Here is a 25888-nt window from a genome sequence, read left to right as displayed (position 1 = left end):
TTGGACCGAGCGCTCGCTTTTGAAGTACGAAGCGTAAGCGAAACGAGGAGATGAGCCTATGGAACCGACTTATAAAAGACTGGTTCAGTTATACGACGAAGTCACGCAGTCTACGCTGAGCAAGCAGGTGAAGGACGCTTCGAGCAAATATGCGGGCGGGATTATGGACGCCTCGGGCATTCCGAGGCCGAACCACGGCGGCACGCCGAGCTTCATGGCCTGCTGGGCGTGCGCGCTGGTCAATTCGGACTCGCGGTATTATCACGACCCGGAGCTGCTTGCAGCCTTCGAGCTGGCGGCCGATTTCATGCTGAACCGCCAGCATGCCGACGGGACGGTGTCGCTCGGCTCGACCAATTTCAATTCGCCGCCGGACACGGGCTTCGTCGTCGGAGGAGTGACCCAGATGTACCGGCTGCTGCTCGGGCACGGCTGGGCGGATAGCGAGCCGGCTGCAGGCAAGCTCAGGCTTTTTCTTGAGCGCACGATTCCCGCCATGCTGACCGGCGGCTGCCACACGCCGAACCATCGCTGGGTGCTTACGGCGGCATTGTCGCTGCTGTACGAAATCTTCAAGCTGCCGGAGCTTGCGGCGAGAGCCGAAGAATGGCTCGCCGAAGGGCTCGACATCACGGAGGACGGCGAGTGGACCGAGCGCAGCAACGGCATCTACAACGCCGTCAGCGACATTGCGCTCTACCATACGGGCCGGGTGCTGAATCGGCCCGAGCTGCTTGAGGCCGTGCGCCGCAACCTGCGCATGATGGTATATTTGGTGCATCCGTCCGGCGAGATCGTTACCGATTATTCCGGCCGTCAAGATTTCGGCCACTCTTATGATCTGGCGACGTACTTCCTCTCTTACCGGTTTATGGCGGCCCATGACCGGGACCCGCTGTTTGCCGCGATGGCCGACAGCGCGGGCTCCCGCATCCGCGGGCCGGAGGGCGTGAACAACAATGCGCTTATGCAGCTCCTGCTCTACCCGGAGGAGACGAATATAGACGGTCTGGAGCGGGCCCCGCTGCCGGACCGGTATGTGCAGGTAATCAACGGCTCGCACCCGGTCCGGGAGCATCTGGAGGCAGCCCATTCCGTAGGCCATCATATGCAAATCCGGCACAGCAGCATGCACCCGGCGTTCGGGGCTCCGCTCGTCCGGATTCGCGACCGGGAGACCAGCGCGACGGTTATGGCAAGAACGCCTTCGTTCTTCTCGCTGCGTCACGGCGGGGTCCGGCTGCTCGGGGTGAAGCTGTCGACGTCGTTCTCCCCCGGCGTTGTGAAATTCGAGGAGCTGGAGGCCCGCGAGCACGGTTATACGCTGAGCGTTACGATGGAGAAGGGCTACACCGGACCGATACCGAGGTCGCTGCTGCCCGAGGGGCGGGAGCGAATGAGTCCGTGGTATTTGCTGCCGCATCAGCACCGTCCGTCAACGCATGTGCAGACGCATCGGCTGACGGCCGAGCTGACGCCCGGCGCATCGGAATGGACGCTGCGGGTTGTCTCCGACGAGCGGGAGGACGTGCTGACCCAGCTGACCTTTATTCTCGGGCCGGAAGGCGAGCTTGCGGGCGAGGGGCTGGAGCCTGTCGGCGAAGGGCGGTATATGCTGAAGCATGGCACGGCCCGGTACGCGTCGGGCGGGCATGCGCTTGAGCTTGCGCCGGGGTGCTGCGAGCACTTCGTGACGGAGGTTCGCGAAGACAGCCATCCTGCGGGCTGCCGGTACGTGCATATGAACTGGGTTACGCCATTCGATAAAACCGTTACGATCCGTTTGCTGTAGAAAGGCAATGCCGCGCGAAGGGCGGTTGGCGGAAGCCGCATCCGGGGAACGGTATCGAATGGAACTGTATCGGACGGGAGGAGAGCGGGAAGACATTTTTTTAGCGGATCGGATATTGTCTCGGGGTCACAATGCTGCAGGGTAAATCGTCGTAGGGATTAGAAGACGATAACTGACGATAAGGTGGCGAACGACGATGACAATGCCGGTAAACGCTATGAATAGAAGCGGCGATTCCGAAGTTTGGGATACGATCGTTATCGGGGGAGGGCTGGCCGGATTGGCCGCTTCGGTCTATTTGGCCCGCAAGGGGCTTCGAGTGCTGCTTCTGGAAAAAGGAACCGCACCCGGCGGGCGGGCGATATCGAGCGTGCGCGACGGCGGCGTGTTCAACCTCGGGCCGCATGCGCTGTATCAGCACGGCAAGGGGATGTCCGTACTGCGTGAGCTTGGCGTCGCCCCTTCGGGAGGGAAGCCCAGGCTTAGCGGGCAGCTCGTGTTCGGAGGGGACAAAGAGAGCGAGCGGACCGTGCCGATGGCCCATTTATTTCTCGGCTCGGCCTTGAGCTGGGCAGAGAAGATGGAGCTGCTGCGGTTTTACCGCGGGCTGCGCAAGGTCGATACCCATGCGATCCGCAGCCGCAGCTTGAGCGAATATTTAAGCGGCGAAATCGGCAGCGGCACGATCCGCGAGCTTATTACCATGCTGGTACGCGTATCCTCGTACAGCCATGCGCCGGAGCTGCTCAGCGCGGGGGCGGGTCTAACCGGTGGAAACCGCGCAAAAAAGAACATGGACAAACAAAGGGCGGGGGCGTAGTATTAAACCGAAGCAGGTCAAATTCACCCGAAGGCAGGGGAGCAGCCATGACTCAAAGCTGTATTTATTGCGCTCAGGACGAGCGGCTGGATAACATTATGATCGAAATCGGCAAGCTGCGCGTGTCCACGTTGTACTTGTTCAAGGAACAGACGTACCGGGGCCGCTGCATCGTGGCGCTGAACGAGCATCAGACGGAGTTTTTCCATTTGTCGCAGGAGAAGCAGGACGCGTATATGCGGGACGTCGCTCAGGTGGCGCAAGCGATTGAACGGGCATTTGCTCCGGGCAAAATCAATTACGGCGCTTTCGGCGATACGATGCCGCACGTGCATTTCCACATCGTTCCGAAATACGAGAACGAGTACACGTGGGGCAAAATGTTCGAGATGAATCCCGCGCCGAACAAGCAGCTGAGCGAGCAGGAATACGAGGAGCTGATCGGATTGATCAAGCTGCATTTACAGTAAGCCTGCGAAGAAGCGGGAAACATGCGGTTGGGAGGAACGGCTCGGAGGGATTTCCGGGAGGAGACGGCGAGGCAGGTGGAGGGCCCGAAGGCCAACGCCAAGAAATAACCGCCGGTTTCGGCTAATGAACATAATGTCTTTGCAGCCCAAGTTCTTTTTCGCAACAACGCCCATACTTCGTGTCAAGGACCTGAGCGGGTTTTCCGCCGGGTCTTTTTTTGTTGTTTAGGAAATGATGCGCAGCCATTTCCTGTGGATATCCGGGTGCTCCCCCAAAAGTAATGTCTCTACCCATAGAACGATCCCAGAGGAAGGGTTAGACGCCGATCCAGCTTAGGCTGGATGTGGACGGAATAAGCTTCAGAGCATCACGTCACTACCCTGGAAATTACTCTTGGTACCCCATTTCCATTGTCTGTGGTGCCGCGTAGCGGCATGGATGGCTTTTGGGCGATTTGTTCCTTTGTAAGTGGTTATGACGGCCTGCCGGCTCACGATGAAAGAGGGGCCTGCTTCAGGCCCCCGTCTTTACAACTATTCCGTCACGTTCATCATTAAAGGGATTCGGAGCTTTGGATCGCATGCTCCCAGCTTGGGAAGTAATACAGCGCATTTTGCAGAAGCTCCGGATGAGACTGCTTGATTTTTTTCTTGCTCATAGTCTCCCCGCTATGCTTCAGCTGTTGAATTTGCTTTGCGACATCGACGATACTCATATTAGCTTCCATTGATCTAACACCCCTTCGCTTTATTCATTGTCCATTCTGTCCTGATCCTCCGTCTTTATACGATTTGTTTATGATAAAAATAGCAGCATGAGATAGAAATACTTCGTGAAAGCGGGTATGGATGCCCCCGGTAAAGGGCGAGAAAATAGTTCCTTTTTGAAAAAAATATAAGGCCGTTACTATCCATTCTCAGGCTATTATGCTAATATAGTGACTTGATGTTGATACTGATTCTCATTATCATGGATATATTTTTGGGACAAAGGATGGTTTTCGCATATGTTGCATACTGAAGAAGCGGTGCGCTTAGAGAACCCCTCCAAAACGCCTTTGCGGACGCGGCCGTTGGCGGCGACTTTGGTGCTTGTCGGCGGGATGGCCGCTTTAATTGTGGGACTGATCGCGTCGATCTCTCTGGGAGCGGCCGATATCCGGTTTCTGACGGTCTGGCAGGCGGTATTTCATTTCAATCCGGATTTGACGCAGCATCAGATTATTCAGGAGCTGCGGTTGCCCAGAGCATTGGCGGGGGCGATGGTCGGCGCCTGTTTTGCCGTAGCGGGGGCGATTATGCAGGGGATTACGAGAAATCCGCTCGCCGATTCCGGGCTGCTCGGCATTAACGCCGGAGCCGGCTTTGCGCTTGCAGTGTGCTTTGCCTTGCTGCCGGGTCTTCCGTTCTTATATTTGATCATGTACTCCTTTATCGGGGCGGCGATCGGAGCCGGAATGGTGTACGGCATCGGCTCGCTCACCAAAAACGGGATGACGCCGGTGCGCCTCGCGTTGTCCGGAGCTGCAGTCGGCGCGCTGCTGGTCGCTTTAAGCGAAGGGATCGCCCTCTATTTCCGCATCGGTCAGGATCTGGCGTTCTGGTATGCGGGCGGCGTGGCTGGCACGAAGTGGCTGCAGCTGAAAATTATGTTCCCTTGGGTCGCCGCGGCGCTGGTCGGCTCGCTGATGCTGTCCCGTTCGATCACGGTGCTGAGCCTTGGCGAAGAGCTGGCGCAAGGCTTGGGCCAACGTACGGGGCGCGTGAAGCTCATGGCGATGGTGCTGGTGCTCGTGTTGGCGGGCGCGGCCGTATCCGCCGTCGGGGCCGTAGGGTTCATTGGTCTGGTGATCCCGCATATCGTGCGCGCGCTGGTCGGCGTCGATTACCGCTGGATTATTCCTTGCTCCGCCGTGATGGGCGGCTTGCTGATGGTGATCGCCGATATTTGCGCGAGAATGATCCACCCTCCTTACGAGACGCCGATCGGGGCGCTCATCGCGCTGATCGGGGTACCGTTCTTCCTCTACCTGGTACGTAAGGAAAGGAGGGAGCTGTAATGGCTTTCGTCTCATCTTCGGCGGGAGAACGCAAAAGAGTCGCTCGCGCCGTTCTCGTATTGGCCGCTCTCGCAGTTTTGCTGCTGCTGATGCTTCTGATCAGCATGAATACAGGGTACATACGGCTCGGACCGCTTGATGTGTTCCGGACGTTTTTCGGAGCGGGTACCGCCAAGCAGCATCTTATCCTATTCGAATTCAGATTGCCCCGCATCGTCATTACGATGCTGGTCGGCGCCGGGCTTGCGGTATCGGGCTGCATTTTGCAAGGAATTTCGCGCAATGCGCTAGCCGATCCGGGTATGCTCGGCATTAATGCGGGCGCCGGGCTGATGGTCATTTTGTTCATTTCCTTTTATCCGACGACAACGGCCGCACCGGTATTTGTGCTGCCGTTTCTAGCGCTGATCGGCGCTGGCCTAACCGCCACGATCATTTACGTGCTCGCTTACAAACGGCATGAAGGGCTGTCGCCGACGAGGCTGGTTCTGACGGGTATCGCCGTTGCGGCCGGAATCAGCGCGGCGATGATCGTGCTGACGCTCCGACTGGACCCGCAAAACTATCAATTCGTCGCGGTATGGCTGGCGGGCAGCGTGTGGGGCTCGAACTGGAAATTCGTGCTTGCGCTGCTGCCGTGGCTGATCGTTCTGCTTCCTTATGCTTTCTATAAGGCGCGCGTGTTGAATGTGCTAAACCTGGGCGAGCAGACCGCTACAGGGCTCGGAGCGCCGGTGGAGAAGGAGCGGCTCGGTCTGATCGCCGCGGCCGTAGGGCTTGCCGGCTCCTGCGTCGCCGTCGGAGGCGGCATCGGCTTCGTCGGCTTGATCGGGCCGCATTTGGCGCGACGGCTGATCGGGCCGAAGCATCAGCATCTGCTGCCGGCGTCGGCGCTGACGGGCGGGCTGCTGCTGATCGTGGCGGACACGATCGGGCGGTCCATTATGCAGCCCGAGGAAATTCCCGCGGGCATTGTCGTGGCGGTGATCGGGGCGCCTTACTTCCTGTACTTGCTGGCCCGTGCCAGAGCTTAGGCTAGGGCTGCGAAGGAGCCGCGGGCTTGCCGCGGGGAAAGCGGCGGAATGAACCGTCTCAGAGCTGGCCTGACGGCTGACGATACAATAACAAGGAGAGGACTCGTTTGTCCTCTCCTATTTGTCGTTCGCAGCAGGGAGCTGCCGGTAAGCTGCGGTACCGGGTCGGACAGCGGAAGCGCAGGGATCAGGTGGTGCTGGTCCTCCGGTACACGCTCGGCGGCATGCCTTTCACCTTACGGAACATTTTCGAGAAGAGCAGCTGATCTTTGTAGCCGACGGAGCCTGCGATTTCCCCTATGGAGAGCGCGGGGTTTTTCATTAGCTCGCATGCTTTGCTTACCCGGAAATGAATCAGGAAATCTTGCGGCGACATGCCGGTGCCGGATTTGAACAGCTTGGACAAATATTTGCGTTCGAGGCCGATCCAGTCGGCCATGTCGGCGATGGCGACCGGCTGCGAATAGTTCATTTGAATAAACTCGACCGCTTTCTGGACATAGAGATCCCGCAGGTTGTCCGGCTTGGCCGAAGGGCAGTGAGATTGCGCTTCTTCAATCAGCATCGACAAAAATCCATATAACGCGCTAAGCAGCCGCGTATCGCTGCTGCCTTTGGATTTGCTCGCTTCGTACACCTGCAAGAAGCATTGATCCATAGACCGGGCGTCGGTGCAGCGGAATACGGGATTGGCGGGAGACAACTGGGCGCGGCGCAAATATAGCTCGGCGCTAAGGCCGTTGAAGGCGACCCAGGAATAAGTCCACGGGTCTTCGTCATCCGCCCGGTAGGAAGCGATGACGTCGGGACATAGCAGAAAGCCTTGTCCTTCGCCGAGCTCGTAGATCCGGTCTCCGGTACGATAAATGCCTTTGCCGCCGTGAATATACAAAATTTTATAATGATCTTTCAGCGCAGGCCCCCAGGAATGGCCGGGAGCGCAGCGCTCATAGCCGCAATAATACAGTTTGAGTTCAATGGAAGGCGCCGACGCGTCCGATGTATAACGGTAATCCAATAAGGTCATATAGGCCTCCGGTCAATGGACGTATTAAGGCAATGAGAGACATGATGCCATATATAGCATACATGCTGACATATGGTTTGTCCAAGGAAAGCGCTAGAATGAAGGCGGACGACCGAAATTATGAAGTATTGAGGGAAAAAATTTAAGTTATAAACTCCGGGGAGGAATAACGATGAGCTATATTCCAAGCAAGGAACGCTACGATTCCATGGTCTATAACCGGTGCGGACGCACCGGCTTGAAGCTGCCGGCCGTGTCGCTCGGGCTGTGGCATAATTTCGGCGGGAACGATCTTTATGAGAACGGCCGCGCGATGGTGCGCCGCGCATTTGATCTGGGCATTACGCATTTTGACCTGGCCAACAATTACGGGCCGCCTCCGGGCAGCGCCGAGGAGAATTTCGGACGCATTCTGAATGCCGATTTCGCAGGGTATCGGGACGAGATGATCATCTCCACCAAAGCCGGATATTTGATGTGGCCGGGGCCTTACGGCGATTTCGGGTCGAAGAAATATTTGGTGGCGAGTCTGGATCAAAGCTTGAAGCGGATGGATTTGGACTATGTGGATATTTTTTATCATCACCGTCCCGATCCGAACACGCCGCTGGAAGAAACGATGGGAGCGCTCGACCTGATCGTGCGCCAAGGCAAGGCGCTGTATGTCGGCTTGTCCAACTACAAGGCCGACCGGGCGAAGGAAGCTCTGGACATTTTGCGCCGCTTGGGTACGCCGGTCGTGATCCATCAGCCGAGATATTCGATGATGGACCGCTGGGTAGAGGACGGGCTGCTCGATGTGTTGGATGAAGCGGGCGTCGGCAGCATCGCTTATTCGCCGCTGCATAAAGGCATCTTGACGAACCGTTACCTCGGCGGGATTCCGCAGGATTCGCGGGCAGCCGGTTCGAGTGTATTTCTGAAGCCGGAGGAGCTGACAGAGGAAGTGCTCGGCAAAGTGCGCCGCTTGGACGAGCTGGCCCGGCAGCGCGGACAGAAGCTGTCGCAGATGGCGGTAGCTTGGGTGCTGCGCGGCGGCCGCGTCACTTCGGCGCTAATCGGCGCGAGCAAGGTGAGCCAGATCGAGGATGCGGTAGCGGGGCTCGGCAACCTCGAATTCAGCGCGGAAGAGCTGGCGGCTATCGAGGATATTTTGCAATAGGCTTGGCCGGTCAGGAATGAGGCAGCGGCGAATGGCCGGGTTTACAAAAGCGGAACATATGATATACTGATAAAAATAAATAGTGCACGTTGATGAAGAAGAGTAGGCGTATCGGATGGCTTCAGAGAGCGGATGGGTGGTGCGAATCCGTGTCAGCTGCGCGTTGAATGGGCTTCGGAGTGCCGATCCGAAAGCTTCGGGCATGATTGCCGGAGCTGGGTAGGAGAGGCGGATGTCTTACCGTTACAAAAGACAGGGTATCGATCACAAGGCTCGCTGGGAGACCTTGAGCATCCGTACCTGCAGAGCGAGTCTTCCGGGAGGAAGGCTAATCAAAGGTGGTACCGCGAATCCAACTTCGTCCTTTAACCAAGGGCGGAGTTTTTTTATTGTTTAGGAAATGATGCGCAGCCATATCCTGTGGATATCGGGGTTCTTCCCCGAAAGGAAAGTCTACCCATAGAACGATCCCAGAGGAATGGTTAGACGCCGATCCGGCTTAGGCTGGATGCGGACGGAATAAGCTTCAGAGCATCACGTCACTTTTGGAGGATTTGTTCTTGTTCCATACGATTGAGGCGGGCGCGCAGCCCGTGGCTGACGGCGGCAGTCCGGCACCCGGGGCGGATTCGGCGCGCTTTCGATTTTTATATATGAAAAGAGGTGATGACCATGGATGATGGCTGGTGGTGGCGCAGGACGGATCGTTTGCTAAAATCAAATCAGAGGAGGATGTTCCATGAAGGAACGTGTCTTAACCGGAGATCGCATTACCGGAAAACTTCACCTTGGTCATTACGTCGGAAGCTTGAAAAATCGGGTAGAGCTGCAGCAGCGGTATGAAAGCTTCATTATGCTGGCCGATGTGCAGGCGCTCACGACGCATTTCGAGCAGCCGCAGCTGATTAAAGATAACTTGAGAAAGGTCGCGCTCGATTATTTGGCCGTCGGGATCGACCCGGATCAATCTACGCTGTTTGTCCAATCGATGATTCCCGAGATCGCGGAATTGACCGTGTACTTCTCTATGTTCGTGACGGTCAATTCGCTTCGCCACAATCCGACGATCAAGACGGAGGCGAAGGAGCGGGGATACAAGGAAATGTATTACGGCTTTCTGGGGTATCCGGTCAGCCAATCAGCGGATATCGCCTTCTGCAAGGCTACGCTCATTCCCGTAGGCGAGGACCAAATTCCGCATATCGAGCAGACGCGGAAAATCGTGCGCAGGTTTAACGACCTGTATGCGCCGGTGCTGGTCGAGCCGCGGGCTTTGGTCGGAGAGCGGCTGGAGGGGCTGGACGGCAACAGCAAGATGAGCAAAAGCATGGGCAATGCGATCTATCTCGATTCGTCTCCCGGCGAGGTCGAGGAGAAAATCAAGAAAGCGAAGACGGACCCGAGCCGCATTCATAAGCACGACCCCGGCCATCCGGACATCTGTCCGATATACGGGTATCATTGCGCGTTTCGCCCGGAGAGCAAGCAGGACATTTACGAGCAGTGCAGCCGCGGGCGGATCGGCTGCGCGGACTGCAAGAAGCTGGCAACCGGCGCGATGAACGAGCTGCTAGAGCCGATCAGGGAGCGCCGGAGGCAGTATGAGGGCCGGCCGAAACGGATCGACGAACTGCTTGTCTCCGGCACCGACAAGGCCCGAGCTATCGCCAAAGAGACGATGCTGGAGGTTCGCGAAGCGATGAGCATCCGCTATTTCGATTGATTTTGAACGAAATGCAGATGAGCTTTGCGTTAGCCCCCCCGTTTTCCCCTTCCCGGGTGAAGACGGGGGGCTTTTTGGCGAGCCGCGGCTTGCCCCCGGGAGCGTCCCGCATCGCAGGGCTCATTCAGTCCGGGCGGGCTACACCGTAAGCTGCCGCCGCTTCCTGCTCCTGCGTACGACGGGATGCTCCGGGAAGCCTTCCCCGGCGACATCGTCCGCGTCGCAGACAATCATAAACGCTTGCGGATCGAGCGATTGGACGAGCAGCTTCAGCCTGCGGGCCTCGCTAGCGGCCAGGACGATCATCAGGATGACGCGGAGGTCGTCGGTATAGCCTCCGGTCCCGGCTATTTTCGTCAGGCCGCGGTCCAGGTCGTGAAGCACCGCTCGGCTGAGTGCCTCTTCGCAGCGGGCGGAGGAAATAATATAAGCGACCTTGGAAGCCCGCTGCAGCTTGAGTACAAGGTCCATCGATTTTCTCGTCGCGAATACGCCGATCAGCGCGTACAGCGCTTGCTCCGGCGAGAACAGGAGGCCGGCAGACAATACGACGGCCGAATCCATCGCCATGATGGCTTGGCTGTGCTTGACGCCGAGCCAGCGGTGGAGCAGCTGGGCGATCAGCGTGAAGCCCCCGGTGTTGCCGTGGGCGCGGAAGACGAGCCCGAGCCCTGCCCCGGTCATAAGGCCGCCGTAGATGGCGGCCAGCAGCGGGTTGTCCGTCAGCGGCGGCCAGTGGCGCGTCGCGTAGACAAACAGCGGCAGCAGGACGGAGCCGGCTGCGGAGACGGCAAGCGAGCGCAGCCCCAGAAAATAGACGCTGACCGCGAGAATGAGCAGGCTGCCGATCCACAGCGGCACCGACGGCTCGATATGCAGCAGCGAGCCGATCAGAAGGGCGGTCCCGGACATTCCGCCCGCTGCGATGTGGTTCGGGCCGGCAAACCAGTTGAGGGCCAGGGCGACGGCGAAGGTGCCTGCCGCGATAAGCAGGTAACGACGAATTTGCAGCATAGTTTGATCCCTCATCCTTATCCATATCGGTTTCCATTTCTTATGAAATCTGAATGGTTAGGATTATAGAACGGATCGTGAATTGCCGCAAGAATTCCCGGTAATGCGTAAGTGCAGGCCTGCTGCGCCGCCTGCCTTCATTAGCGCGGCAGAGCGGCGGCTGCGGCCGGTGCGAGGGGGACGGACCGCCCCCCGGTTACACCGGCACTTCCTTGCTGCCGCGGCGCATCGGGGCCTGACACAGCGGGCACGCCTTGCTCGCCCGCTTGCTCTCTTGGGCGCTGCTGATCCGCGCCCATGCGGGGCAGCTGCCGCTCGTGCAGAGCCACGCCGGCACGGTGTGCAGCTTCTTGGGCGCGCCGCTCGCCGTGGCGCTTCCCCCGATGCCGCCGGTGCCGCTGCCGGGCGCCGAGCGGTAGCCCGCGCCGCCGGGCTTGGCAGCCGCAGCGGCCGGGCCGGGGCCCGCCTGTACCCGCGGGGCGGCCGTGTTCGCCGCGGCAGCAGGCTTGGGCGCGCTGAACACGGCGGTAAGAAAGCGCGAGACGTTCGCTTTCTTGCCGCGATAGTAAGCCGGCGAACAGACGATCAGCTCCTCCTTCGCCCGTGTAACGGCTACATAAGCGAGCCGCCGCTCTTCCTCAAGCGCGGCGTAGGCGTCCTTCTGGCCGTTGTCCGCTTGAACGACGGTCTTCGGGCGCTTATCCCCTTTGGCGGAGGAGTCTTCTCCGGCGTCGAGCGCAGAGCTGTGAGGCAGTATGCCTTCGGAAAAGCCGATGACGAAGACGACGGGAAATTCCAGGCCCTTCGCTTTGTGAATGGTCATCAAACTCACCGTATCGGCGTTCGGATCGCTGCGCAGCTGCTCCATGGCCTGGTGCATCTGAAGCATATGTCCGATATGGCCGAGGAACGCTTCGATCGAGTCGAAGCGCTTGGCCGACGATTCCAGCTCGTCGAGCGTTTCCTTCAGCATTTCCTTATGCTGCGTGAAGCTGCGCCCGTCCGCCGTTTCCATGAAGACGTCGTAGAAGCTGCGGCGCATATGGCGAATCGCGTCGGCCGGCTTCATATCGCGGATCATGCTGACAAGCTCGATGCGCTCCTTTACCTTCTCCTTCTGAAATTCCTTCAAGTCCGGCAAGGATAGGAGATGCACGAGCGGCCCTTTCTTCGGCCGCAGCTTCTCCTGAGCGTAAATAAATTCCATCCCTTTCTCCCGGCTCACGTATAAAGTCTGCAAAATCCCTTCAATCGCTGCAAAGCTGCGACGGTCCATGGCAAGCCGCAGATGGTCGATGATCGGCTTGACGATCCACTGCTCGTAGAACAGATCGGTATTGCCGTCATGCACGAACGGTATGTTCTGAATGACCAGTTCCTCCAGCATGGCCCGGCTGCTGCTTGCCGTGCGGTACAGTACCGCGTAGTCGCTGTAGGAACGCCGGCCTTGCTCCACCTCGCTGCGGATTTCGGCAAGGACCGTTGCGGCTTCGTCGTCCGTATCGCCGGGCCTGTAATACCGGGGCACTGCGGGGCTTTCCTTGGTCGCCTGCAGCGTCTTTTGCTTACGGCGCATATTATGCCGTATGATTTCATTGCCTAGCCCGACGATGCTGGAAGTGGAACGGTAGTTGATATCCAGCGTGACCGTTCGGGCCTTCGGGTATTGCCGGTGAAACTGCAGGATGAATTCGTGGCTGGCGCCCTGAAACGTATAGATGGTCTGATCGTCGTCTCCTACGACCATCAGATTGTTCTGCGGCTCGGCGATCATGCGGACAAGCTCGTACTGCAGCTTGTTCGTGTCCTGAAACTCGTCGTTCATGACGTAACGGAACCGTTGCTGCAAAGAAGCCAGCAGCGAAGGCTCGCTGAGCAGCAGCTTGTGGGCGAAGACGAGAATATCGTCGAAATCCATTTTGCGCTGATCCGCTTTCCACTGCTCGTATTGCCGCAAAATGCGTTTGATGTTCCTCTCGTCCATGGAACGCTCGGGCAGCCCGTTTAGATCGGTCATGTTCATTTTGCACGAAGAGAGGACGGATAGCAGCGTCTCCGGCTCGTAATCGTCCTGGAGTCCGCGCTCGCGCAGAATTCGTTTCAGAACGATGTGCTGATAGCGGGTTTCGCTGAAAATGTCCTGCGTATATCCTTGCCTTCGGAGCAGCAGCAGGAAGAAGGAATGAAACGTCCGCGCCTGCACTTCGCGGGCCATTCCGCTTGTTATGCCGGGAAGAGCGGCGATACGCTGCTTCATTTCCGCGGCGGCTTTGCTGGAGAAGGTAACGAGCAAAATATGCGAAGGATGGACGCCGAGAACGTTCATCAGATAGCCTGCGCGGGCGACAAGCACCGACGTTTTGCCGGAACCGGCGCCGGCCAGCGTCAGTAGCGGGCCTTGATCGTGGCGCACCGCTTCGATCTGCCGGGCGTTCAAGGCGATGCCGGAATTCTCCAGCGAACGAAAATAAAAGGCGTCCGATTCATGATCGGACACCAGGTCCTTGCTTGTTTTCGCGGGCGCAATAGCGGCCTGCGGAATCCGTTTTATCGAAGCGCCATAAGGGACGCTATAAGATGTAGGGTTAGTCATGTTATCACCTTTTATCATAAAGAACTCTTCGGTCAGTTTACAATAAAAGAAGAAAAAGAACAATTGTTCGTTAAAGACGGCGTATTAATATTCTATTGTAATGGCAGGTGTTCCTATAGTGACGCGCTTCTCTTGGGTAATGGAATTGCGGTGAACGGCAACCTGCAAGTTCATCGCTTGCTTGCCGTTAGAAATATGCTCACTGATGAAAGGGGAATAATACGTGATGCTTGTGCTGCCGTTGTCCTCGTACTGTTCCACTTGCTTCGCTTGAAGCTTGGCCACGAGCCAATCGGTCGGGGAGGGAGAAGAGGCCTCGTCATCACCCGCAAGCACTCCTTGGATCATTACATTCCATTGCGGCTTAATGCCGATAGACTGCAGCTTGTCCGTAAGCTTCCGCTGAAGTTCTATCATATCGGCGGGAGAAGTATCCGGCCCGCTGCCTCCGGTAAGAATCAGCTCGGACGTATGATCGAAGAATCCGACCCAGAGCATCGTCAAATCGGCGCCGTGCGAATCGGTCGTTGCCGTGCGATAAAGGATATGATCTTCCTCGCGGCTAAGCTTTCCGTCCTCGGGAAGTTCGAACAGTCTTCCGAGCATTCGCCCCGTGTCCAAAAATTGTTTTTCATCCGAGTAGTTTTGGTAGGTATCGGCATGTTTAATAACAATGCTCTTGTCGGAGGACATTATTTGCTGGGATAAAGGAAGCAGCAATTCGAGGCTTGAAGCCGCCGAACGGCCGGCATTGACGCGGGCGGCCCAAGCTCCTGCCGCACAGCCGGCGGCGATAAGGAAACATAGCGCATAAGCGATCCATTTTCGTTTCATCGTACAATCCTTCCCTTCCATTCATAACGAAATCTATGAGTTCTACTAAATAGAATGGACGGAAATGATAGAGTTCATACCTTTTACACATTTTTTTTGCACCAATTTTCCCCATTCGGCCTCATTTTCAGCTAATATTAAGTTTTTGTGTATATAATGAATGCATCCATGTGGATCGAAACGAACCGAGAAGGATATTATTAACAAAGGAGTGTGAGAAGATGAAGCTGCAACGAAAAGCTCGGCATAAGCGCCGAACGGCTCCGATCGAACGAAACCGGGCTTTAAAATACGGCCTAATCGTTATTATGCTCGCGGTAGTTCCGCTATTGCTGGTGTTTGGGGTCGAATTCATTCAACGAGGCTCGTTCCCGGAAACTTGGGCCTGGATGATGCAAAATCAGAAGCTGTTTGCGGTTAATGCAATCATCGATTTATGCGTTCTTGTATTTTTCTATAGTTTATTCGGTTCAATGATGACGGGAGTCACCTTGGCGTCTTTATTACTGTCTATTATGGCTCTAGTCTGTTATTTTAAGACCAAATTGATCGGCGAACCGTTTTTTCCATGGGATATTTTCCTGAAAAAAGAAGGCATGAACATCATTCCGCTTGTGACGGGACCTGCGGCAATTAAGCGGCTGGCCGCCCTCGGCTTGCTGGTCGTCGTGCTGGTCGCGCTGCATTTCGTCTGGCCGCGGCTCAAAATGCACATCGGAGGCCGCGCCGTTTTGGGGATTCTCGCACTGGTCGCGCTTTATTCGCTGGGGGTCAGGACGACTTGGGCGGCTCATCTGTTTGACCGCGCGGGCGTCAGCGAGATCGTCTGGGATCAAAAGCAAAACTACAGCAACAACGGCATGGCGCTGGCGTTCACGATGAACGTTAAAAACTCGATTATTTCTAAACCGGAAGGCTACAGCGAGCCGGCTATGGCTTCGCTTGCGCAGGATTTGGCCAGTGATAACATGGTGCAGACCGCATCGGTCAGCAAGCAGGGCGATCCGTTCCAAGGCAAGCAGCCGAATGTCATTTTTATTATGAACGAAGCTTTTTGGGACCCGACACTGCTTCCGAACGTCCAATACAGCGAAGACCCGGTGCCGACGATTCATAAGCTGCAGAAGGAATCGACCTCCGGATATTTATTGTCTCCGCAGTTCGGCGGGGGTACCAGCAATGTGGAATATGAGGTGCTGACCGGGCAATCCATGAGCTTTTTGCCGGACGGGTCCGTGCCGTACCAGCAGTATATTAGCAAGCCGGTTCCGAGCTTGGCCAGTTATTTCGAAACGCAGGGTTATAAAAGCATGGGGATTCACTCGTACGAGGGATGGTTCTGGAACCGCGAAAGCGTGTATAAAGAGCTCGGCTTCGAAAGCTTTATGAGCAAGGACCAATTCGAAAACCCGGAATATAAAGGTCTGTTTATTTCGGACGACGAAGTGTCGCGGAACATTATTAAGCAGGTGGATGAGACGGACAGACCGATGTTTATTTACGCCGTCACGATGCAAAACCACGGACCTTATGACGATAATCGCTATGGGGAAACTGAGATTAAAGCTAATGGCAATCTGACCGACGATGCCCGCAGCATTCTGGAGACTTACACGCAGGGCGCGCATGATGCGGATCAAAGCCTGAAGATGCTAATCGATCATTTCCAGCAGTCCGATGAGCCTACGGTCATCGTATTTTACGGCGACCATCTCCCGATGCTCGGCTTGGACTACGACGTTTACAAGCAGGGCGGCTTGATCGGCACCGGCAGCTGGTCGCTGGAGGAAACGAAGAAAATGCACAGCGTGCCGTTTGTCATGTGGTCGAACGTCGATCTGCCGCAAGAGCAGAAGCCTACGCTGAGCGACTCGTTCCTCGGCACGTATGTGCTGAACAAGCTGGGCATGGAGAAGCCGGCTTCGCTTGCGCTGAACGATAAGCTGCTGCAAGAGGCGCCGGGCTTGCTTCGCAACCTTGTCGTCGATGCGGACGGCGGGCTGCATCAGAGCGTTCCCGAAGATATACAGGCAACGGTAAATCAATACCGCGACCTGCAGTATGACCAGTTGTTCGGCAAGCAGTACTTGGCCAAATATATCGATCAGGAGTATTTGACCAAACAAGCGCTGCCGAATTATAACGAAGAATTCGCGATTCCTGCCGCCGAAGGCTCCGGTTCCGGCACGGGCGGGAAAAGCTCATAAATAAACGGCAAAGCACTAACCGCAGCGCGGTTAGTGCTTTGTCATTGTTCGGGTTATGGTATGCATCAGCCATGTGACCCTGGCTTGTTTTCGCCGTGCGGAGCCGAACGGGACGATTCACCCGAACAACGTCGCTATGTATGTTCCTTAATAGGACTTATGATAGTTGACCAAGGCGGGCAGCATCTTGGTGTTCTTCACCATCTCGGATTGACAAAGAGGACAAGCAGGCGTTTCTTCCAAAGCGAAATTTTCTCTCATCCAGCAAGAGCATCCTTCATTACTGCACATCCACACCGGTGTCTGTTCTTCTTGAATCGGTTCCATGGTTTTCTTTGAGAAATACAAGGTAACCCCTCCTTTGGTTAGTGCGCTGCAAAAAATACCTACATGTGAATGACAGATGGCCTTGAACCTAAGAGCAGCCGGCTTCGCCTTCCGCAGAGGAGATTCTCCGGTATTGGGGCGCCGTGAAAGCCGTAGCGAAAGTACAAGCCCTCGGCGCTGCAATCACTGGAAAAAGAACTGCTCTCATCCGAGCAGTTCCCTCCTCAGCCGGTGAAATTTTAAAGCTTTACTACGTTCTCAGCTTGTGGTCCGCGGTTTCCTTGAACAACGTTGAACTGCACGCGCTGTCCTTCGTCAAGGGATTTGTACCCTTCTCCTGTAATGGCGCTAAAGTGTACGAATACGTCTTTGCCGCCTTCTACTTCGATGAAGCCAAACCCTTTTTCCGCATTAAACCATTTCACTGTTCCTGTTTCCATCTTCTTAAAACCCTCCAATAATTGTTCCTTAAATTTGCATGAATAAAAAAATTCACACATTAGAAAGAGTACCCCTATGGCTTTAGTGATAACCCTTTCTAATATGTGAATGAAATGCGCAAAATATACCAACAAATTCATTGTATCACATAAATTTCATGTTGAAAACGAATTTATAGGAAATGACCCGCTTTATTCTCCGGTATTTCCGGCATGGAGCTTGGCGATAGTTTCGCTGATTTGTTCGAATACGTCCAGAAACAGCTCCAGACGCTGCGGCTCGATATCGGCCAAATACCGTCCTATCGTTTGCTTGCGGACGATCTTGATTTCTTCCAGCACTTCCCGGCCCTTATCCGTCAGCTCAATCCAGACGACGCGGCGGTCCTTATCGTCATGACGGCGTTCGGCTACGCCGTGCTTGATCAGGCGGTCGATCATGACGGTGATCGCGCTCGGCTTCACTTCCATTTGCTCGGCGAGCTCGCTCACTTTGCAGACGCCCTTATTCGAGATAAAGTACAGCATGAAAAATTGTTGTTTGGTCAAAGGAACGCTCAAATGAGCCGTCAATTCCGGACCCAGCTTGCGGACGCTGGTCCATAGGGCTTTCTCGAATCGTTCCGTTTGATTGTTCTCCGATTGCATGGCGGCGCCTCCCGCGATAAGGATAGTAACGAACGAATTTTTTTTCATTATATATGGAATCGGGCGAATCAACAAATGCCGGTACGGCAAATCGGGCGCAAGGCGCATTTTTTCTTCGTTTCGACCAAAATATTGGGATGCCGGCGCGCTGCCGAACATAGAATGGTTATGATCCCTTAAAAGGGAAAAGGTCTGCGCATGTTCGTTACGGATGAATCGCGCATGAAAGGCAGGTGGATTGTCATGATCGTCATTTCCGGGGGAGGCCCCCCGCAGGGCGCAATGGCGCTGACCGATTTGGAGCGGGCGATTTATAGAGAAATGGATGCCAGCCCTACTAAGTTTACGTATCCGTCTTGGGATGCGTTCTTCTTCGAGCTGCGGCTGCGCGCATCCATTATTACGGCCGCGGAGGATTTGGAGCGAAGCGACGTTTCTTTCGCCTCCTTCAAAAAATCCCGCTGCAACGAAGCGTATTGGACGCGCAAGGACAACGGGGGATTTTTATTGAATCCGGACGTCCGGTCGAGCGAAGCCGTGCGCGATATTTACCTGAACGGGAAAAAATATGCCTTCGAATGCGCCACCGCCATTATTATTGTGCTGTATAAGGGAGTTCTCGATGTAATCGGAGACGCTTTATTCGATAAACTGTTTGCGAATCTGTACCTCTATTCATGGAACTACGACCGCGACTTAAGGCTGGTGACGCAGTTCAACGGCGCTGAGGCGTTCGGAGGCGATGTCCAGTATTTCAAAAATCCCGACGTCAATCCGGAGTGGATCGAATGGCAGGGAGAGAACGTGGTGAGACTGGCACCTGATCTGTACTATGGCCACGGGATCGGCATCACGACCGGGGAACGGATTATCGCTAAGCTCAACAGGCTTCGGATCGAAGGAAGCACTGTGTCGGCTTATTTGATGGACGAAGTGACCCACCCTGATTTCGCCTATTTATATAAGCTGACGACAACCGGCGAGCCTCCGGCTTCCAGGCCGACGTCGGCCTTGGCGGGGCCGGGGCAAGTGGTCGCCGCAATAGGAGGGCGCACCGGCATCTACTTCTGAGCGTTTACCGGGAGGCCGAGAGCTGGGCTTCAAACCAGTCCCAGCCTGTTCCTACATGCTCAGGCTTGTGCGCATCCGAGCCGTAAACGCAAGGGATGCCCTGCTTGAGACATTCGCTAAGAAACCATTCGGGAACGTAAGGCTTGCCGCAGGTCGCGACGCGCGTGCCCGCCGTATTCACGTCGATGCCGACGCCGCTGCGGGACAGCTTGGGAATGATCCCCCGAAGCCGCCGCTCCATCAAGCTGTCGTCGAATTCGGGCAGCGCCTGCCGGAATTTCTCGATCAGGTTGATATGGCCGAGGCGCTTGCGCATCGGCAGTCTGGCGGCCCACTCGATGGCTTCCTCGACCTGATTGTAATATTCCTCGATGACCGTCTCCATCGATCCGTAATAAGCCAAAAGGCCGGTTTGAAAATCGTCCGAGGTGAAGTCGATGCAGCGTATGCCGCCGATACCGGGCAAATAATGCACGGAATAGACGACGTCCTCCAGCGTGTTCTGCCACTCGTCGACTAACCGTTCTGTATAGGAATGCTGCCCGGGCAAATGATCGAGCTCCAGGCCGACGGTAATCTCAATTTTGCCTTCATACAGCCGTTTCATCTGCCGAGCGTATTCGATGTACGCCGGAAGCTCGCTCTCCGGCATAGCCAGTTCCCGGAACAAGTCGCTGTCGGCGACCCATCCTTGGGGCAGCGGCGGATGCTCGCTTAACGTATAGCGCTCGAAGCCGAGCTGGACGGCGCGGTCGATATATTGCTCTTCCGGCGCGCCGCTTCCGTGATAGCAATAGCGGGTGTGAGTATGGCCGTCCCATTTCAATATCCTCATTCGTCGTTCCTCCTTGAACCATCTATGTGAACTTTACAGTAGCATGACGCCCGGCTTGCTGTAAAGCGGCCTGTGCTCTTCATTTTCGGGAGGGCTCTACATAGGTTTTACGGTACTCCTCCCGAATATTGTTTACGGTCACTCTCTTGCGGTGCAAGGACAAGCCGGGAGCCTGAAGGTTAAGCTCCTTTATGTAGTCGTTGATGATGCGCAACTGTTCCTCGATTAGCTCCGGCGGCACTTGTTCCTCCATAAGCTCGATGGTTTGTTCCATCAGCTGCTGAATTTCCTGGCGCAGCATGATCCAGGGATGCTTCACCTTGGCGTTTTTCATGATGGACGCAAATACGTCGCCTTCGGGAACGACAAGCGGTTTGCCGATTCCCGGCAAATGCTCCAAGCCGCCCTTTTTCACGAAATCCTGATACGCCTCGTCCGCCCAATGCTGCATCTGCCGGTGGATGGACAGCGAGACCTCCGTATCCTCGAACGTTTCGGCGGGAAGCGGAATGTGAGCGCGTTCCGAAGGTTCCTGTCCGGGCTCCGCGGCAGGCTTTTCTTTACGACGGTTCCACATTGCTATGGGAACCCCCTCCTTGCTTGTATAATGTCTATCTCAGCGTTCTGCCTTATCGTTATCGATTATAGCAAATGTTAGACAATTATTAGCGAAATTCATACAAAGTAAATAAAGTTCTATGTAAAATTCCATACAATTACCCCCTATGATAGTAGCGGAAAACATCAAGACAATACTGGAGGGTCTTTGCCATGGTCATGACGGTCGGGAAAAAGCTTGTATTAACGTATTTCATCATTTTGCTGATGATGGGGATTATGGGCTTTATGGATTTGGAAAATATGAAAGGGCTTCAGAACAATACGAGGGAGATCGCGCATAACTGGCTTATCGGCACCGAGGTAGCCAACCATGTCAGCTATGCCAAGGAGCATGTGCTCACATTATATTACCAGCTTCAGATGGAGCCGGACCCGGCCAAGAAAGAAGCGATCAACAAACAAATGGATGATACGTTCACCGACATCGGGCAGCAGTTGATCCGGTACGAGTCTAGCGTGGCCGACGAGCAGGATGCGGAAAATTTACAGCGGCTCAAGCAGCACTGGAACGCCTTCATTGAAGCGAACAACCGGCAGAAAGCGTCCGGAAAAGGGTCGAGCGCCGCTTCCGATGAATTATCCAAAGCGTTTGCGGACGTAGAGGGCAGCATCGCCGCGATGATCGATTACAATCATAAAGGGGCTCAGCAGGCGGAGCAGGACAGCGATGATCTGTATCAGGCAAGCTTGACCGAGTTTTGGCTGCTGCTCGTCGGGGCGTTCGCCGTTGTTATCGCGATCGGCTTCCTGCTTGTCAGACTGATCTCCAGGCCCGTTTCTTTGGCGTCGGAAGCGTTGAACCGCATTTCGCACGGAGATTTGACGGGCGGGCCGATCCGCCATACGTCCAAGGATGAGATCGGCACGCTGATTGCCGCTGTCAATACATTGTCCGGCTCGCTCCGAGACTCGGTAATGCAAATTCAGCAAGCTTCCCAGCTTGTGGCCGCTTCGGCCGAGCAGTTGTCGGCCAGCTCGGAGCAGAATGCCGCCGCTTCCGAAAGCGTGACCCACTCCATTCAGGAGGTGGCGGGCGGTTCCGAGAATCAGGCGCAGAGCGCCGCGGAATGCAGCCGGGCGATGGACGAGATGTCGGCGGGCATCCAGCGGATAGCGGAGACGACATCGGAAGTGTCGGAGCTGTCCCAGACGGCTTCGGAGAAAGCGGAACAGGGAGCCGAAGCGATCCAGCAGGCTTCGGCCAAAATTCATTCAATCAGCTCTGCGGTCGGCAAGGCCGGCGAAACGATCCGGGGGATGGAGGAACATTCCCATAACATTAACCGTATATCCGAGTTTATAGGCGAGATTGCGACACAGACGAGCCTGCTGTCGCTCAATGCGGCGATTGAGGCGGCGCGCGCGGGCGAACACGGCCGCGGCTTCGCGGTGGTGGCGGATGAAATACGCAAGCTGTCGGCGCAAACCGCCGAATCGATTCAGGAAATTAATCGCGTGATCGAAGGGGTGCGTTTGAGCACGGTTCAGGCCGCCCGGTCGATGGACGAAGGGCTGGCTGAGCTGCAGGGCGGATTGGACGCGGTCGGCCAAGCCGAGAACACGTTCGGGCTGATCGTCCTGTCCGCGGCGGAGGTATCAAGGCGAATCCAAGAGGCGGCAGCGGCTGCGGAGCAGATGTCCGCCAGCTCCGAGGAAGTCGCAGCAACGGTGAGCAATATGGGATACATCGCCGAGCAGACGGCCAGCCTGGCGCAGACGGTGGCCGCTACGACCGAGGAGCAGCTTGCTTCCATTCAGGAAATCACTTCTTCGGCGACAACATTGTCCGGGATTTCCGAGAAGCTGCACGGGCTCGTTATTCAATATCGCGCGTAATCGCGCGTAATATGCGAAGCGCCTGCGGTATCCATGATTTTGCGCCGTGAGGGCTACATAACCCGGCGTTTCCGGGGCGATTCTAAAGGCGTAGCAGATGAGGCATTAGATAGGAGTGTAAAACCATGAGCTCAGTCGAACAAAAAGTCGTATCGGCCGAAGAAACGATACGTTCCCGGCACTCCGTGCGAAAGTACCAGCCGGGAGTAACGATTCCTGAGGAGGAACTGAATGAAATATTGACGTTGGCATCGAGCGCGCCGTCCTCATGGAACTTGCAGCATTGGCGTTTTCTTGTCGTTAGCGAGCAGGCGAATAAAGAAAGATTGCTGCCGATTACTTACAATCAACAACAAACGGTGGACGCTTCGGTCGTTGTGATCGTGCTCGGTGATTTGGAAGCAAATCAGATCGCAGCCACCGTGTATGAAAAAGCGGCGTCTGAAATTCGCGAGATGATGATCGGGCAGGTTAACGGCGCTTATGCAAGCAACCCAGGCTTAGCCAGAGACGAAGCGATCCGCAATGCATCCCTGGCGGCTATGCAGTTGATGCTGGCAGCCAAAGCAAAAGGGTACGACACCGTTCCAATGGGCGGGTATGACAGCAATGCCCTCGTGAAGGAATTGAGCATTCCGGAGCGTTACGTTCCGGTTATGATCGTCCCTATCGGCAAGGCAGCGGCTCCAGGCCGGCCTACAGACCGTCTTCCTCTGGAGCATCAAGTCATTCGCGAAAGCTTCTAAACCTAGTAGAGGATTCCGTATCCGTTTGATTTGTTTTCGTATTTGTTTAAACCGGCATATTTCAACGTTAGCAAGCTCATATTATCGATAGAACGTATGTCGTTTGGAAAGGAGTGCCGAACCTTGACTAAGAACCGATCCGTTGATGCTCAAGCTGCCGTTTCGAGTCAAGCTGAGCAGGAGGCGGCGGACCGTGCGGCCCGCGGCCAAGCCAATGCGGCCCGTGAGAAACAGCTGGAGGATCAGCTGCACATCAGCGAAGATAAAGTTGTCGATTATACTCCCGGAATCGATTGAAACCGGAAGGGCGGATTAACGGAGCCGATTGCCGAAAGCCGAGGCGCAGTGTCTCTGGGGCAATGTCTGTAAAAAGCGCGGATTCTCCATTTAAGAGGAATCCGCGCTATACGCGTTTAAAATGTTTTTGCAAGTGCGACGGCTTTTTGAATTGCTTCTTGTTTGATCGATTCGGCCCGGTCCGGGAATTGGTTATGTCCTTCGATGAACAAGCCTTCCAGCCCCGGAAGTCCGAAAAATTTCATAATAGCGGTCAAATGCCGGTGTCCTGCTTCCAGCTCCGCCATCGGACCTTCGGAATAAAGTCCGCCCCGGGCTTGGATATGCAGAGCTTTTTTATTCGGCAATAGGCCGACAGGACCTTCTGGGGTATATTTGAACGTTTTGCCCGCCGTACAGATCGAATCGATATAAGCTTTCATGATCGGCGGATAGGAAAAGTTCCACATCGGCGTTACAAAGACGTATTTATCGGCGGCGACGAATTGGTCGGTAAGCTCGTTCAATCGCGTTACCTTCGATTTCTCCTCGGCCGATAGCTGATCCATTGCGCTGCCGGAGCGAAGCTTCCCCCAGCCGCTGAACACGTCGGCATCGATATGGGGAATGTGGGCTTTGTACAAGTCCAGGCGAACCACTTCGTCACCCGGATGGGCTTCGCGGTAGGCCTCGACAAATGCCTTGCCCACGGCCATGCTGAAGGATTGGGTTTCGTTGTTCGGATGCGCGATAATATGAAGTAAAGTAGCCATAAGGTCTGATCGTCCTTTGCTGTTCTTTTTTTATGCCGGATCGGTACTTCAAAGCGATCCTCTCCGTCACATAGTTTCAATTTGCCCACCCTGTAATAGCTTTATGATTGAAATAAGTTCCTGACAAGCGTCCGCCGGCCGTTTCTTCCAGGTGAGAAATATACAGTGATCCATATAACCGAAGACGCCTCCGCCCCAGTTGGGTAAACCGGGATTCGGAGGCGTCTTCTATCCGGAGAAGCGGGAGGGACAGCTATTCCATGTATTTCTGCAAAACAATAACCGCATTATGGCCGCCGAAGCCGAACGAATTCGACATGCCTATCTTCAGCTCAGCTGGACGCGCCGCATTCGGCACATAGTCAAGGTCGCAATCCGGATCTGGTTGTTCCAAATTGATCGTCGGCGGGATGATTCCTTCCTGTAAGCTTTTGACCAAAGCGATGGCTTCTGCGCCTCCGGCGGCTCCGAGCATATGACCAAGCATCGATTTATTTGCGGTTACGGGAACTAGGTAGGCATGCTCTCCGAACAAGCGCTTGATGGCCAGCGTCTCCGAGCGGTCGCCCACTTCGGTGCTTGTGGCATGGGCGCTGATCACATCCACTTGTTCCGGCTGCAGGCCGGCTTCCTTCAGCGCCGCCTTCATCGCTCGGTAGGCGCCCGTTCCTTCCGGCGGGGTCGCGACGATATGATAGGCGTCGGAGCTGGCTCCGTAGCCGGTCACCTCGGCATAAATGCGGGCATTTCTGCGTAGCGCATGGGAAAGCGACTCCATAACGAGGATGCCGGCCCCCTCGGCCATAACGAAGCCGTCGCGCCCTGCGTCGAACGGCCTGCTGGCCCGCGAAGGCTCGTCGTTGCGGGTCGATACCGCCGTCGCATTGGCGAAGCTCGCCAGCGAAATGTCCGTTATGGCGGCTTCCGCTCCCCCGGCCAGCGCGACGTCGGCCGCGCCGCTGCGAATAAGCCTCATCGCTTCCCCGATGGCAGTATTGCCGATGGAGCAGGCGGTAACGGGAGCGAGCGTCGGGCCCAAAATGCCGAGCCTGATGCTGATCATCGCCGCGGCCATGTTGGCGATCATCATCGGCACCAGCGTCGGGCTGATCCTGTCGGGCCCCCGCTCCCGCAGCAGGCGATCCTGTTCAAGCAAGGTTTGGATACCGCCGATACCGGAGCCGACATAGACCGCCGCGCGTTCGCGGTCGATCTGCTCCAGCCGCAGCCCGGAATCGGCAACCGCTTGTTCCGCCGCCGCCGCCGCAAATTGGCAGAAGCGGTCCATCCGGCGGGCTTCCTTGCGTCCGAAGCGCGCTTCGGCGTCAAAATCGCGCACCAAGCCGGCGATTCGGGTTTTCTGCTTGGAACAGTCGAACGTATCGATCTCCGTAATGCCGGATTTCCCCTCTTTGAGCCGGCTCCAAAAGACGTCAACCTCGCTGCCGAGCGGTGAAATGACGCCCATCCCTGTAATAACTACACGTTCCATCGTCCATCCTTCCCTTCGGTGCGTATTGGATGAGCTTATCATGTCATAGCGTTTATCCTATTACAAGTTGTAGTTTATTATAGTATA

Annotated in this window: 24 protein-coding genes and 1 other annotated feature; of the genes, 12 read left to right on the top strand and 12 right to left on the bottom strand. The window is 55.8% G+C overall.

Annotated features, from left to right (window positions below; translation table 11 throughout):
- The first annotated feature begins 58 nt into the window (after positions 1-58).
- The 3 genes from N0M98_RS03075 (at position 59) to N0M98_RS03065 (ending at position 3082) form a co-directional block, all read left to right on the top strand.
- Entirely contained in the window at positions 59-1792 is a 1734-nt protein-coding gene (locus N0M98_RS03075; protein ID WP_259616921.1) for a hypothetical protein, read from the top strand.
- A 196-nt stretch (positions 1793-1988) separates the two neighbouring features.
- Positions 1989-2612, top strand: a complete 624-nt coding sequence (locus N0M98_RS03070) for an FAD-dependent oxidoreductase (RefSeq protein ID WP_259616920.1) — start codon at positions 1989-1991, stop codon at positions 2610-2612.
- Positions 2613-2659: 47 nt separating this feature from the next.
- A complete protein-coding gene (locus N0M98_RS03065; RefSeq protein WP_249866106.1) occupies positions 2660-3082 on the top strand; it encodes an HIT family protein in 423 nt (140 codons plus the stop codon).
- Between the two features lie 554 nt (positions 3083-3636).
- Here the strand turns inward: N0M98_RS03065 and N0M98_RS03060 are convergent.
- On the bottom strand, positions 3637-3810 hold the full coding sequence (locus N0M98_RS03060) for a hypothetical protein (RefSeq protein WP_249866105.1): 174 nt from the start codon (positions 3808-3810) through the stop codon (positions 3637-3639).
- Between the two features lie 279 nt (positions 3811-4089).
- Here N0M98_RS03060 and N0M98_RS03055 point away from each other — a divergent pair, with 279 nt between their 5' ends.
- Complete coding sequence (locus N0M98_RS03055) at positions 4090-5142, top strand: FecCD family ABC transporter permease (RefSeq protein ID WP_259616919.1); 1053 nt, start codon at positions 4090-4092, stop codon at positions 5140-5142.
- Complete coding sequence (locus N0M98_RS03050; protein ID WP_249866103.1) at positions 5142-6176, top strand: FecCD family ABC transporter permease; 1035 nt, start codon at positions 5142-5144, stop codon at positions 6174-6176. The genes N0M98_RS03055 and N0M98_RS03050 overlap by 1 nt, the downstream gene beginning before the upstream one ends.
- A 187-nt stretch (positions 6177-6363) precedes the next feature.
- Here N0M98_RS03050 and N0M98_RS03045 read toward each other — a convergent pair whose 3' ends face one another.
- Entirely contained in the window at positions 6364-7203 is an 840-nt protein-coding gene (locus N0M98_RS03045) for an AraC family transcriptional regulator (protein WP_249866102.1), read from the bottom strand.
- Between the two features lie 172 nt (positions 7204-7375).
- Here N0M98_RS03045 and mgrA point away from each other — a divergent pair, with 172 nt between their 5' ends.
- Both mgrA and trpS read left to right on the top strand, forming a co-directional pair.
- Positions 7376-8365: an L-glyceraldehyde 3-phosphate reductase gene (mgrA, locus tag N0M98_RS03040; protein WP_249866101.1), complete on the top strand. Its 990-nt coding sequence runs from the start codon at positions 7376-7378 to the stop codon at positions 8363-8365.
- An 80-nt stretch (positions 8366-8445) separates the two neighbouring features.
- Positions 8446-8734, top strand: a binding site (T-box leader).
- 370 nt (positions 8735-9104) lie between these two features.
- Positions 9105-10088 carry a tryptophan--tRNA ligase gene (trpS, locus tag N0M98_RS03035; protein ID WP_259616918.1) on the top strand — a complete coding sequence of 328 codons (984 nt, stop codon included), beginning with the start codon at positions 9105-9107 and terminating at the stop codon, positions 10086-10088.
- A 138-nt stretch (positions 10089-10226) separates the two neighbouring features.
- Here trpS and N0M98_RS03030 read toward each other — a convergent pair whose 3' ends face one another.
- From N0M98_RS03030 to N0M98_RS03020, 3 genes are all read right to left on the bottom strand, one after another.
- Positions 10227-11102, bottom strand: a complete 876-nt coding sequence (locus N0M98_RS03030) for a YitT family protein (protein ID WP_259616917.1) — start codon at positions 11100-11102, stop codon at positions 10227-10229.
- Positions 11103-11298: 196 nt separating this feature from the next.
- On the bottom strand, positions 11299-13695 hold the full coding sequence (locus N0M98_RS03025; protein ID WP_259616916.1) for a UvrD-helicase domain-containing protein: 2397 nt from the start codon (positions 13693-13695) through the stop codon (positions 11299-11301).
- 84 nt (positions 13696-13779) lie between these two features.
- Positions 13780-14529, bottom strand: coding sequence for a YwmB family TATA-box binding protein (locus N0M98_RS03020; protein WP_259616915.1), 750 nt, complete (start codon positions 14527-14529; stop codon positions 13780-13782).
- 221 nt (positions 14530-14750) lie between these two features.
- Here N0M98_RS03020 and N0M98_RS03015 point away from each other — a divergent pair, with 221 nt between their 5' ends.
- Positions 14751-16736 carry an LTA synthase family protein gene (locus N0M98_RS03015; protein WP_259616914.1) on the top strand — a complete coding sequence of 662 codons (1986 nt, stop codon included), beginning with the start codon at positions 14751-14753 and terminating at the stop codon, positions 16734-16736.
- A gap of 147 nt (positions 16737-16883) precedes the next feature.
- Here N0M98_RS03015 and N0M98_RS03010 read toward each other — a convergent pair whose 3' ends face one another.
- From N0M98_RS03010 to N0M98_RS03000, 3 genes are all read right to left on the bottom strand, one after another.
- A complete protein-coding gene (locus N0M98_RS03010) occupies positions 16884-17084 on the bottom strand; it encodes a cold-shock protein (protein ID WP_249866095.1) in 201 nt (66 codons plus the stop codon).
- 218 nt (positions 17085-17302) lie between these two features.
- Positions 17303-17503 carry a cold-shock protein gene (locus tag N0M98_RS03005; RefSeq protein WP_249866094.1) on the bottom strand — a complete coding sequence of 67 codons (201 nt, stop codon included), beginning with the start codon at positions 17501-17503 and terminating at the stop codon, positions 17303-17305.
- Between the two features lie 192 nt (positions 17504-17695).
- Entirely contained in the window at positions 17696-18151 is a 456-nt protein-coding gene (locus N0M98_RS03000; protein ID WP_249866093.1) for a MarR family winged helix-turn-helix transcriptional regulator, read from the bottom strand.
- Positions 18152-18373: 222 nt separating this feature from the next.
- Here N0M98_RS03000 and N0M98_RS02995 point away from each other — a divergent pair, with 222 nt between their 5' ends.
- Positions 18374-19222 carry a protein-glutamine gamma-glutamyltransferase gene (locus N0M98_RS02995; RefSeq protein ID WP_259616913.1) on the top strand — a complete coding sequence of 283 codons (849 nt, stop codon included), beginning with the start codon at positions 18374-18376 and terminating at the stop codon, positions 19220-19222.
- Positions 19223-19226: 4 nt separating this feature from the next.
- Here the strand turns inward: N0M98_RS02995 and hisJ are convergent, their stop codons facing one another.
- Positions 19227-20057 (bottom strand): histidinol-phosphatase HisJ, encoded by an 831-nt coding sequence (hisJ, locus tag N0M98_RS02990; protein ID WP_259616912.1) that lies wholly within the window; start codon positions 20055-20057, stop codon positions 19227-19229.
- A 79-nt stretch (positions 20058-20136) separates the two neighbouring features.
- Positions 20137-20634 (bottom strand): DnaJ family domain-containing protein, encoded by a 498-nt coding sequence (locus N0M98_RS02985; RefSeq protein WP_259616911.1) that lies wholly within the window; start codon positions 20632-20634, stop codon positions 20137-20139.
- A gap of 194 nt (positions 20635-20828) precedes the next feature.
- Between N0M98_RS02985 and N0M98_RS02980 the strand changes: the two genes are divergently transcribed.
- The 3 genes from N0M98_RS02980 to N0M98_RS02970 all read left to right on the top strand — a co-directional run bounded on the left by N0M98_RS02980 (position 20829) and on the right by N0M98_RS02970 (position 23557).
- Positions 20829-22514 carry a methyl-accepting chemotaxis protein gene (locus tag N0M98_RS02980; protein WP_259616910.1) on the top strand — a complete coding sequence of 562 codons (1686 nt, stop codon included), beginning with the start codon at positions 20829-20831 and terminating at the stop codon, positions 22512-22514.
- Between the two features lie 125 nt (positions 22515-22639).
- A complete protein-coding gene (locus N0M98_RS02975) occupies positions 22640-23260 on the top strand; it encodes a nitroreductase family protein (RefSeq protein ID WP_259616909.1) in 621 nt (206 codons plus the stop codon).
- Positions 23261-23383: 123 nt separating this feature from the next.
- The gene (locus N0M98_RS02970) at positions 23384-23557 is read left to right on the top strand and encodes a hypothetical protein (RefSeq protein WP_259616908.1); all 174 of its coding nucleotides are present in this window, start codon (positions 23384-23386) and stop codon (positions 23555-23557) included.
- Positions 23558-23673: 116 nt separating this feature from the next.
- On the opposite strand, the gene N0M98_RS02965 is transcribed toward N0M98_RS02970, so the two are convergent.
- The gene (locus N0M98_RS02965; RefSeq protein ID WP_249866086.1) at positions 23674-24309 is read right to left on the bottom strand and encodes an FMN-dependent NADH-azoreductase; all 636 of its coding nucleotides are present in this window, start codon (positions 24307-24309) and stop codon (positions 23674-23676) included.
- Between the two features lie 253 nt (positions 24310-24562).
- Complete coding sequence (gene fabF, locus N0M98_RS02960) at positions 24563-25801, bottom strand: beta-ketoacyl-ACP synthase II (RefSeq protein ID WP_259616907.1); 1239 nt, start codon at positions 25799-25801, stop codon at positions 24563-24565.
- Positions 25802-25888: the final 87 nt, after the last annotated feature.

It is taken from the genome of Paenibacillus doosanensis, from assembly GCF_025060755.1.
In the GTDB taxonomy this organism is placed as follows: Bacteria; Bacillota; Bacilli; order Paenibacillales; family NBRC-103111; genus Paenibacillus_S; species Paenibacillus_S doosanensis.
The sequence above is the reverse complement of the archived record's forward strand: the minus strand, read 5'-3'. Positions and strand labels throughout refer to the sequence as shown.

What these genes read in the sequence shown, in the direction of transcription:
- N0M98_RS03075 (WP_259616921.1), top strand. Translation starts at nt 59, where the DNA reads ATGGAACCGACTTATAAAAGACTGGTTCAGTTATACGACGAAGTCACG.
- N0M98_RS03070 (WP_259616920.1), top strand. Translation starts at nt 1,989, where the DNA reads ATGACAATGCCGGTAAACGCTATGAATAGAAGCGGCGATTCCGAAGTT.
- N0M98_RS03065 (WP_249866106.1), top strand. Translation starts at nt 2,660, where the DNA reads ATGACTCAAAGCTGTATTTATTGCGCTCAGGACGAGCGGCTGGATAAC.
- N0M98_RS03060 (WP_249866105.1), bottom strand. Translation starts at nt 3,810, where the DNA reads ATGGAAGCTAATATGAGTATCGTCGATGTCGCAAAGCAAATTCAACAG.
- N0M98_RS03055 (WP_259616919.1), top strand. Translation starts at nt 4,090, where the DNA reads ATGTTGCATACTGAAGAAGCGGTGCGCTTAGAGAACCCCTCCAAAACG.
- N0M98_RS03050 (WP_249866103.1), top strand. Translation starts at nt 5,142, where the DNA reads ATGGCTTTCGTCTCATCTTCGGCGGGAGAACGCAAAAGAGTCGCTCGC.
- N0M98_RS03045 (WP_249866102.1), bottom strand. Translation starts at nt 7,203, where the DNA reads ATGACCTTATTGGATTACCGTTATACATCGGACGCGTCGGCGCCTTCC.
- mgrA (WP_249866101.1), top strand. Translation starts at nt 7,376, where the DNA reads ATGAGCTATATTCCAAGCAAGGAACGCTACGATTCCATGGTCTATAAC.
- trpS (WP_259616918.1), top strand. Translation starts at nt 9,105, where the DNA reads ATGAAGGAACGTGTCTTAACCGGAGATCGCATTACCGGAAAACTTCAC.
- N0M98_RS03030 (WP_259616917.1), bottom strand. Translation starts at nt 11,102, where the DNA reads ATGCTGCAAATTCGTCGTTACCTGCTTATCGCGGCAGGCACCTTCGCC.
- N0M98_RS03025 (WP_259616916.1), bottom strand. Translation starts at nt 13,695, where the DNA reads ATGACTAACCCTACATCTTATAGCGTCCCTTATGGCGCTTCGATAAAA.
- N0M98_RS03020 (WP_259616915.1), bottom strand. Translation starts at nt 14,529, where the DNA reads ATGAAACGAAAATGGATCGCTTATGCGCTATGTTTCCTTATCGCCGCC.
- N0M98_RS03015 (WP_259616914.1), top strand. Translation starts at nt 14,751, where the DNA reads ATGAAGCTGCAACGAAAAGCTCGGCATAAGCGCCGAACGGCTCCGATC.
- N0M98_RS03005 (WP_249866094.1), bottom strand. Translation starts at nt 17,503, where the DNA reads ATGGAAACAGGAACAGTGAAATGGTTTAATGCGGAAAAAGGGTTTGGC.
- N0M98_RS03000 (WP_249866093.1), bottom strand. Translation starts at nt 18,151, where the DNA reads ATGCAATCGGAGAACAATCAAACGGAACGATTCGAGAAAGCCCTATGG.
- N0M98_RS02995 (WP_259616913.1), top strand. Translation starts at nt 18,374, where the DNA reads ATGAAAGGCAGGTGGATTGTCATGATCGTCATTTCCGGGGGAGGCCCC.
- hisJ (WP_259616912.1), bottom strand. Translation starts at nt 20,057, where the DNA reads ATGAGGATATTGAAATGGGACGGCCATACTCACACCCGCTATTGCTAT.
- N0M98_RS02985 (WP_259616911.1), bottom strand. Translation starts at nt 20,634, where the DNA reads ATGTGGAACCGTCGTAAAGAAAAGCCTGCCGCGGAGCCCGGACAGGAA.
- N0M98_RS02980 (WP_259616910.1), top strand. Translation starts at nt 20,829, where the DNA reads ATGGTCATGACGGTCGGGAAAAAGCTTGTATTAACGTATTTCATCATT.
- N0M98_RS02975 (WP_259616909.1), top strand. Translation starts at nt 22,640, where the DNA reads ATGAGCTCAGTCGAACAAAAAGTCGTATCGGCCGAAGAAACGATACGT.
- N0M98_RS02965 (WP_249866086.1), bottom strand. Translation starts at nt 24,309, where the DNA reads ATGGCTACTTTACTTCATATTATCGCGCATCCGAACAACGAAACCCAA.
- fabF (WP_259616907.1), bottom strand. Translation starts at nt 25,801, where the DNA reads ATGGAACGTGTAGTTATTACAGGGATGGGCGTCATTTCACCGCTCGGC.